The organism is Streptomyces sp. NPDC102441, from assembly GCF_044765585.1.
In the GTDB taxonomy this organism is placed as follows: domain Bacteria; phylum Actinomycetota; class Actinomycetes; order Streptomycetales; family Streptomycetaceae; genus Streptomyces.
The window spans coordinates 772,358-778,832 of sequence record NZ_JBIWKH010000001.1; the positions used below are offsets into that span (position 1 = coordinate 772,358).

Annotated in this window: 7 protein-coding genes and 1 pseudogene; 2 read left to right on the forward strand and 6 right to left on the reverse strand. The window is 65.5% G+C overall.

All coding sequences use genetic code 11. The features are described 5' to 3' along the window. Positions 1-44: 44 nt before the first annotated feature. The 5 genes and pseudogenes from ACIREO_RS03580 to ACIREO_RS03600 all read right to left on the reverse strand — a co-directional run bounded on the left by ACIREO_RS03580 (position 45) and on the right by ACIREO_RS03600 (position 2,604). Entirely contained in the window at positions 45-794 is a 750-nt protein-coding gene (locus ACIREO_RS03580) for an SDR family oxidoreductase (RefSeq protein ID WP_404104411.1), read from the reverse strand. 407 nt (positions 795-1,201) lie between these two features. Beyond that, a complete protein-coding gene (locus ACIREO_RS03585; protein WP_404104414.1) occupies positions 1,202-1,456 on the reverse strand; it encodes a Txe/YoeB family addiction module toxin in 255 nt (84 codons plus the stop codon). After that, positions 1,453-1,659 (reverse strand): annotated as a pseudogene (locus tag ACIREO_RS03590) (type II toxin-antitoxin system Phd/YefM family antitoxin); the annotation flags it as partial. The gene ACIREO_RS03585 and the pseudogene ACIREO_RS03590, both read right to left, overlap by 4 nt. A 280-nt stretch (positions 1,660-1,939) precedes the next feature. After that, positions 1,940-2,356, reverse strand: coding sequence for a PIN domain nuclease (locus ACIREO_RS03595; protein ID WP_404104416.1), 417 nt, complete (start codon positions 2,354-2,356; stop codon positions 1,940-1,942). Continuing rightward, positions 2,353-2,604 (reverse strand): type II toxin-antitoxin system VapB family antitoxin, encoded by a 252-nt coding sequence (locus ACIREO_RS03600; RefSeq protein WP_404104419.1) that lies wholly within the window; start codon positions 2,602-2,604, stop codon positions 2,353-2,355. The genes ACIREO_RS03595 and ACIREO_RS03600 overlap by 4 nt, the downstream gene beginning before the upstream one ends. A gap of 1,150 nt (positions 2,605-3,754) precedes the next feature. Between ACIREO_RS03600 and ACIREO_RS03605 the strand changes: the two genes are divergently transcribed. Further along, positions 3,755-4,015 (forward strand): type II toxin-antitoxin system Phd/YefM family antitoxin, encoded by a 261-nt coding sequence (locus tag ACIREO_RS03605; protein WP_138358631.1) that lies wholly within the window; start codon positions 3,755-3,757, stop codon positions 4,013-4,015. Beyond that, positions 4,012-4,281 (forward strand): Txe/YoeB family addiction module toxin, encoded by a 270-nt coding sequence (locus tag ACIREO_RS03610; RefSeq protein ID WP_404104422.1) that lies wholly within the window; start codon positions 4,012-4,014, stop codon positions 4,279-4,281. Before ACIREO_RS03605 ends, ACIREO_RS03610 begins: the two co-directional genes overlap by 4 nt. A 540-nt stretch (positions 4,282-4,821) precedes the next feature. Here ACIREO_RS03610 and ACIREO_RS03615 read toward each other — a convergent pair. Then, entirely contained in the window at positions 4,822-6,336 is a 1,515-nt protein-coding gene (locus ACIREO_RS03615) for an AAA family ATPase (protein WP_404104425.1), read from the reverse strand. Between the last annotated feature and the right edge of the window lie 139 nt (positions 6,337-6,475).

Here is a 6,475-nt window from a genome sequence, read left to right on the forward strand (position 1 = left end):
CTGCGGCGGGAGTCGTGTCGAGCGGGTCGGACCACACCTCGCCCTCACACCTGGTTCGCACCGCCATCGGCATACAACTCCGCGCCGGTGGTGAAGCTGCTCTGGTCCGAGGCGAGGAACAGGACGGCGCTCGCGATCTCATCCGGTCGGCCCATCCGGCCCATCGGCACGCCGCCGACGAGCGCACCCCTGAGCTGCCCGGCCTGCTCGACGTCGGCAGCGAGGCCGGTGATGCCGGGAGTATCGACCGGTCCGGGCGCGATGACATTGACCCGGATGCGGCGCCCCCTGAGCTCATTGGCCCAGGTGCGGGCGAAGGACCGTACCGCCGCCTTGCTCGCGGCGTACACCCCGAACGCCTCGCCGCCGGTCGAGGCGGCCGTGGAGCCGGGCAGGATCACCGACGCGCCATCATTGAGCAGGGGCAGGGCCTTCTGGACGGTGAAGAACAGACCGCGGACGTTGATGGCGAAGGTCGCGTCGAAGTGCTCCTCAGTGGCCTCCTCCAGAGTGGCGAACTCACCACCGCCCGCGTTGGCGAACAGCACGTCGATGCGCCGGCCGCTCCGGTCCAGGGTCTCGTAGAGCCGGTCCAGATCACCGAGCACGGAGATGTCCCCTTGGATCCCGACGGCGCCCCGGCCGATGTCCTGGACCGCGGCGTCCAGTTCAGGCTTGCGGCGCCCAGTGACGTACACCTGCGCGCCCTCGGCGGCGAAGCGTTTGGCTGTGGCGAGCCCGATCCCGGTGGTTCCTCCGGTGACGACCGCGACTTTGCCGGTGAGCTGCCCCATGACTTCCTCCGTCGATTGATCTTTTTGATGTAACAGATCTTGTTGCTTCTACAGATGTAACCGTATTGGTTACATGGAAGTGCGTCAAGGCCGCACAGATTTTCTGGAATTGATCGAGACGGCATCAGCGCTCGCCACGATCATGCGGACGGAACGGGCGGAGCGGCGCCTGGCCCGACCCCGGACGGTCGGACCCCTCATGACCGACCTGCACGCCGACCAGATCAGCGACGTGGTGACAGGTCACCCATCAGACGTTGAAGCGGGCTTCGCAGTACGGAGCTCCCACCTGCGGAAACGCGGCTCTGGAGGGGCCATCCCAGCACGATCCCAGCACGGGAGCCTCTACTTCCCTGATCACCAGCATCGATTCCCATACCGAGGAGCAGCTTGGGACAGTGCAGCACTCAGTAGTGGTAGCGAGCCGCCAGGATCACGATCCCCTCGTTCGTGACCAAGTAGACGAGACGATGCTCGTCGTCGATCCGCCTCGACCACGCTCCGGGCAAGTGGTACTTGAGTGGTTCGGGCTTGCCAATCCCCGTGAAAGGGTCGCGCTTGACGTCCTCGATGAGCTTGTTGGTCCGAGTGAGCACCTTGCGGTCGCTCTTGAGCCAGGACGTGTAGTCCTCCCAGCCCTGGTCCTCGAAGACGAGCCTCACACAGCACCCGCTCCGGGGGCCGCGTTCGGATCGATCAGCTCACGTTCCGACACGTTGATGTTGCCCAGCGCGTTCTCGTACGCCTTGAGGAGCCGACGTGCGTTCGCCGGCGAACGAAGCAGATACGAACCTTCGCGCAGCGCCGCGTAGTCCTCGGCCGAGACGAGCACGGCGTTCCCGTGCTTGGCACGGGAAAGAGCAAGGGGCCGACTCCAAGGAGAGTCGACCCCATTCGACCTGCGCGTTTGTCATTTCATCCGCTCAGACATTGAAGCGGAATGCCTGCGGCCTGATCCTGACCTGCGGCGGTGCCCCCTCCAGGGCTCTGACCTGGGGTTTCCCGGTTGGTATGCGTTGGCTCCCGACGGCTGTTTACGGGTCTCACCACTAGACAATGCAGATCCGCGACGGCCCGGTCAACGATGCACCGGCTCCACCCTCGTCCATCGAGGCACTCACTGACACGGCATGCGGCGTTCCCAGTCAGTCGGCTGTGCCGGGCTCTACGACCCACTCGGCTTGCAACCCGCTCACCGAGGCGATCATGTCGAAGTCGCCGTCGTAGTGCAGGACCGTGGCCCCGTGCCGTTCTGCGGTTGCCGCGATGAGGACGTCGGCCAGCGACAGCGCCCGGTGAAAGCCAGCGTTCAGCGCCAATGCCTGGATCGCGAGCGCCTGCTCGAACGCCTCGTCGTTGCAGGGCAAGTAGTCGAAACCGCGGAGCAGGGTACGCAGGCGCAGCGCCTCGGGCTTTCCACGCGCCGAGTACAGAACCTCGTACTCGGTGGGGGCGCACACTGCCAGGAGTCCATCGCGGTCCAGCGCATCCAGCCGCGCCCGCACTGCCGGTATACCCCGGCGGGCCAGCGCGGACTTGTCGATGAGGTAGCGCCCTTTCACGCCGCCGAAGCCCCGTCTTCGCGCTTAAGCGAGCCGTCCTGATTCCGCGGTCCCGTCTGCGACCGGATCTCCGCGAACGCGTCATCGAACTCACCATCGTCAATGGCATCGAACAGTTCCCGGCGCAGCCGCAGCCTCACCCCCTCCTCCATGGCCGCCCGCACTGCGGCGGCCTTCGTCTTCGCCCCGTACACCCGCATCGCCTGCTCGACGATCTCCTCATCCAGATCGATCACAGTTCTGGCCATCAGTTGTCCCTCCACAGCTCGACGCCCCAACAACGATATCATTTAGACCTCAGAAATGGCATCAAAATGCTGGAGCGCGTCGAGGGTGCCTCGATCAGAGTCGGGAGCACGACCTGGACTGGTTGATCAGCTTTGGATCGGCGAGCAACCGCTGGACGAGACCCTGCACGAACTCCCTGATCTGGGACTCGGTGAACGAATCGGCGCGATGTTGCCGGAGCGGCCGCTCCGGCTGGGGTACGCGGCAGCAGACCCGCCACCGCGTCCATGAACTCCCTCAACCGGGCGTAAGGGTCAGGGAGTCGCAGCGGCGTACGCGCCCTCCCCTCCCCCGCGGGCCCCAGCGGTACGGCGCACGCGGCGGGGGCATGACCTCGGCCAGCGCCCGCACCCAGGTCGCGTCCGCCTCCGCGTAAGGGCCAAGCCGCCAGGCATCATGGTCACCGGCGCTGAGCCCCGGCAGCAACAGCCCGCGCCCCGCCAGGTACAGGGCGTACAGAGCAGCATGCCGCCAGACTGCACTCCCCGCGACATGAAACGCGACGCGCCCACTGCGCGGCGGATCCGCCGGCAGAAACACCGCCACACACCCGGGCAACACCGCCCACTGCTCCCCGGCGAACGCCGGAGACGAAACCCTTTCCCGCCCCCGCGGGCTCAACAGCCGCATGAGCTACGGCAACAGGGGGCACAGCAACACGGGATACGGTGCCACGGGCCGACCAGCGCACGACAGACAGCCGGGGGGCAGGGATCTCGCCCCCCGCCTCGTCGTAGTACTGCGTCCGAACCTCATGGCCATCCTCGTCATCCACGGTCACCACCCGAAATACGGTGGCCATGCGCCGATCCCTTCGCCTGCCGACAGTCGATGGCCCATCCGGATCCCCCCCAATCCCGGACAGGGAAGCCTACCGGGCCCAATCGCGCCCCTTGACAATCGCCCGGAGTCAGCCCTGGGCCACGCCGATATCGACCTCGACATCCAGCGTCGTCTCCCTGTGCGCCTCAACGAGGCATCTCATCGAACAGGGTCCCTGGTTGGGTGATCTTGGCTGGGACGAGCAGCCGCTAGGCACTGAAATCCGTACTGGTGATGTACGCTTTTCAGTACCATTCAAGGGTGGCTGGAGCGAAAGGGACAACAACAATGACGATCACCGGAACCGAGGCGCGGAGGGACTTCTTCCCGCTGCTGAAGAAGGTCAACGACGATCACGCACCGGTACGGATCGCCTCCAAACAGGGAAACGCCGTCCTCATGGCGGAGTCCGACTACGAAGCGTGGACGGAGACCATGTACCTGCTCGGCAACGCGCGCACCGCCGCTGAGCTCATGGAGTCCGTTGCTGAGCTGGATGCCGGACGCGGCACTGTCCGCGACCTGATCGACCCGGAGGCGGCGGAGTGAAGGTCATGTTCTCCACCCGCGCATGGGAGCAGTATGCGCAGTGGGCCATGAACGACCGGCGCAGCCTCAAGCGCATCAACGTTCTGATCGCGGACATCCAGCGCAACCCCGATGACGGCAATGGCGTCGGAAAGCCCGAGATGCTGAAAGGCGCACTCAAGGGCTGGTGCTCGCGGCGTATCACCGAGGAACACCGCCTCGTGTACCGGGTGAGTGGTGACGTACTGGAGATCGCCCGCGTCCACGGCCACTACACCGACCGCTAGCGGGACAGCCCCGCCCCGGATCGCGCACCGTGCGGTACCGCCTTCACGATCGGAATACGGCTTCTCAACACCGGGACGCTGAGCGACTGGATCCGGGCCCGTTTCACCGAAGGTACCCGTGCCGGTCATCGAGGCGTGGCTCGCGTGCGCACCCAGGCACCTCCAACGCCTCACCGAGACTGCCTCAGCGCCAAAGCTCCCCACGCCGCCCAAATCCAGACACCTGGTACCAGGCCAGCCGCCTGACCGAATACATCGCAGCAGTACGCGACCACGCCACATCACTAATCCCAGCACGGACATCCCCACTCCAGCACGGGAAAAACCAAGGGCCCGACCCCGAAGAGTCGGGCCCTATCCGACCTGCACGTTTGCCAGATCGGCGACGTGGCGGTAAGTCAGCCGCTACACGTTGAAGCGGAATGTCTGCCCACCGACCCTGACCTGCGGTTTCCTGGTTGGCATGCGTTGGCTCCCGACGGCCGTTTACGGGTGTCCTGCGGACTGGCCGCGGACTGGCAGACATCCGCGATCCCCCAGTCAGCGGTTCGGCGGAACCCTTTCAGTGAGTTCCTGGTACGCGTCCATGACATCACCCACGTGCAGCGTGGTGACCTCGTCCTCCGACGGGACTGCAGAGCTGCCATGTGCGTCGTAGACCCGCAGGTCCCGCGCTGCGGCAGCCTTCCGAGCGAGTTCACGGGCGAAGCGACCATTACCAAGCCGGTCAATCAAGCCATTGACGACGACAAGGTCACATGACGTGCGCAGCGCAACCGCTGCCTCGTCGGTAAGGACATCACCTTGGGCTCCCAGGAACGACTCCGCGATCAGCACCAGCTCCTCAGCCGAGTAGGCAGGGAAGTCCACCCGAGTATTGAAGCGGGAGGTGAGACCCGGGTTGGTGGACAGGAGATCGTCGATCTCGTTCGGGTACCCGGCGAGAACCACAACCAGGCGGTGCCTGTCGTCTTCGGCTCGCTTGAGGAGCACCTGCAGGGCTTCCTTGCCGAAGGCGTCGCCGCCCGAGTACCCGGTATTGGACAGTGCGTAAGCCTCGTCGATGAAGAGAACGCCGTCCAGGGCCTCGTCGATGATCTTTGATGTCTTGATCGCCGTCTCTCCGAGGTGCTGTCCCACGAGGTCAACGCGCTGGGCCTCGACGACGTGGCCTCGGGCCAGCAAGCCAAGCCCTGCGAAGACCTCGCCTACGACGCGGGCCACCGTGGTCTTGCCCGTGCCGGGCGGCCCGGCAAATACCAAGTGCTGTGGAGCCGGTGCCGCAGCCAGGCCCTGGCCTCTTCGCACTGCCGCCATCCTCAGCTGCGCCGACAGGGTCCGCACCTGGCGTTTCACCGGGGCCAACCCGACCATCTGGTCGAGTTCGGCCATCGCCTCGTCCAGCAATGCCGAACGCTCCTCGTCACTCAAAGTGACGCCGGAGGAGTCCTCACGTTGTTCTTGCGCAGCCCCAGCAGCCTGGGCGGGCAGGCGCGCAGCGGGCGAGGCCATCACCTTCGCCCGCTGGGCCACATCACCCAAGGTCGGGCTGTATCGGAACGCTGTCTGGAACTCCTTCAGGGCTTCCTCAGCCCGGCCGAGCTGCTCATACGCACGGCCACGCAAGTAGGCAATCTCCCCGAGAAATCCGGCGTTGTCAGCCAGCGCTTGCGGGAGTGGGCTCAGCACGTTGAGCGCCTCGTGGGATACGCCTTGGGCGATAAGGCTGGCCGCAACGCAGAGCTGCGACTCGTCTCGCAGGAAGGAGCTCCGGATTCCTTCGGCAAAGGTCAGAAGGAGTGGCCAGTCCTTCTTCAGGACGGCGTAGCGGGCGCAGACGAAGCGGGTCTCGTCGCAGTCGAGCACTGCGTGGGAGAGCATGTTCCATGCTTGATCGAGTAGGCCGTCGTCCAAGAACTTCGCCGCCCTCGCGAGCCACAGGTCACGGGGCGTCTCTAAACGGAAGTTCACGTAACCCCCGATCTGGAACCGGGAGGACAGCGGGGTCTGGAGCCTCGTGCGCATGGCACCGAAGGACTGGGCTTGACCATGCATGGCCTCGACCGCCTGGCCCTGGAGCTGCCCCGCGGCATGCAGTCCTAGTGACCTGGTTCGGAGATGCGTGAGCAGTAGCGGCAGATCCGGTCGAGGATCTGGTCGGCGGTCTTGGTCCACTTGAAGGGCCGGGCCTCGT

Coding starts and splice junctions, on each gene's coding strand:
- ACIREO_RS03580 (WP_404104411.1), bottom strand. CDS start 794: ATGGGGCAGCTCACCGGCAAAGTCGCGGTCGTCACCGGAGGAACCACC.
- ACIREO_RS03600 (WP_404104419.1), bottom strand. CDS start 2,604: ATGGCCAGAACTGTGATCGATCTGGATGAGGAGATCGTCGAGCAGGCG.
- ACIREO_RS03605 (WP_138358631.1), top strand. CDS start 3,755: ATGACGATCACCGGAACCGAGGCGCGGAGGGACTTCTTCCCGCTGCTG.
- ACIREO_RS03615 (WP_404104425.1), bottom strand. CDS start 6,336: ATGCATGGTCAAGCCCAGTCCTTCGGTGCCATGCGCACGAGGCTCCAG.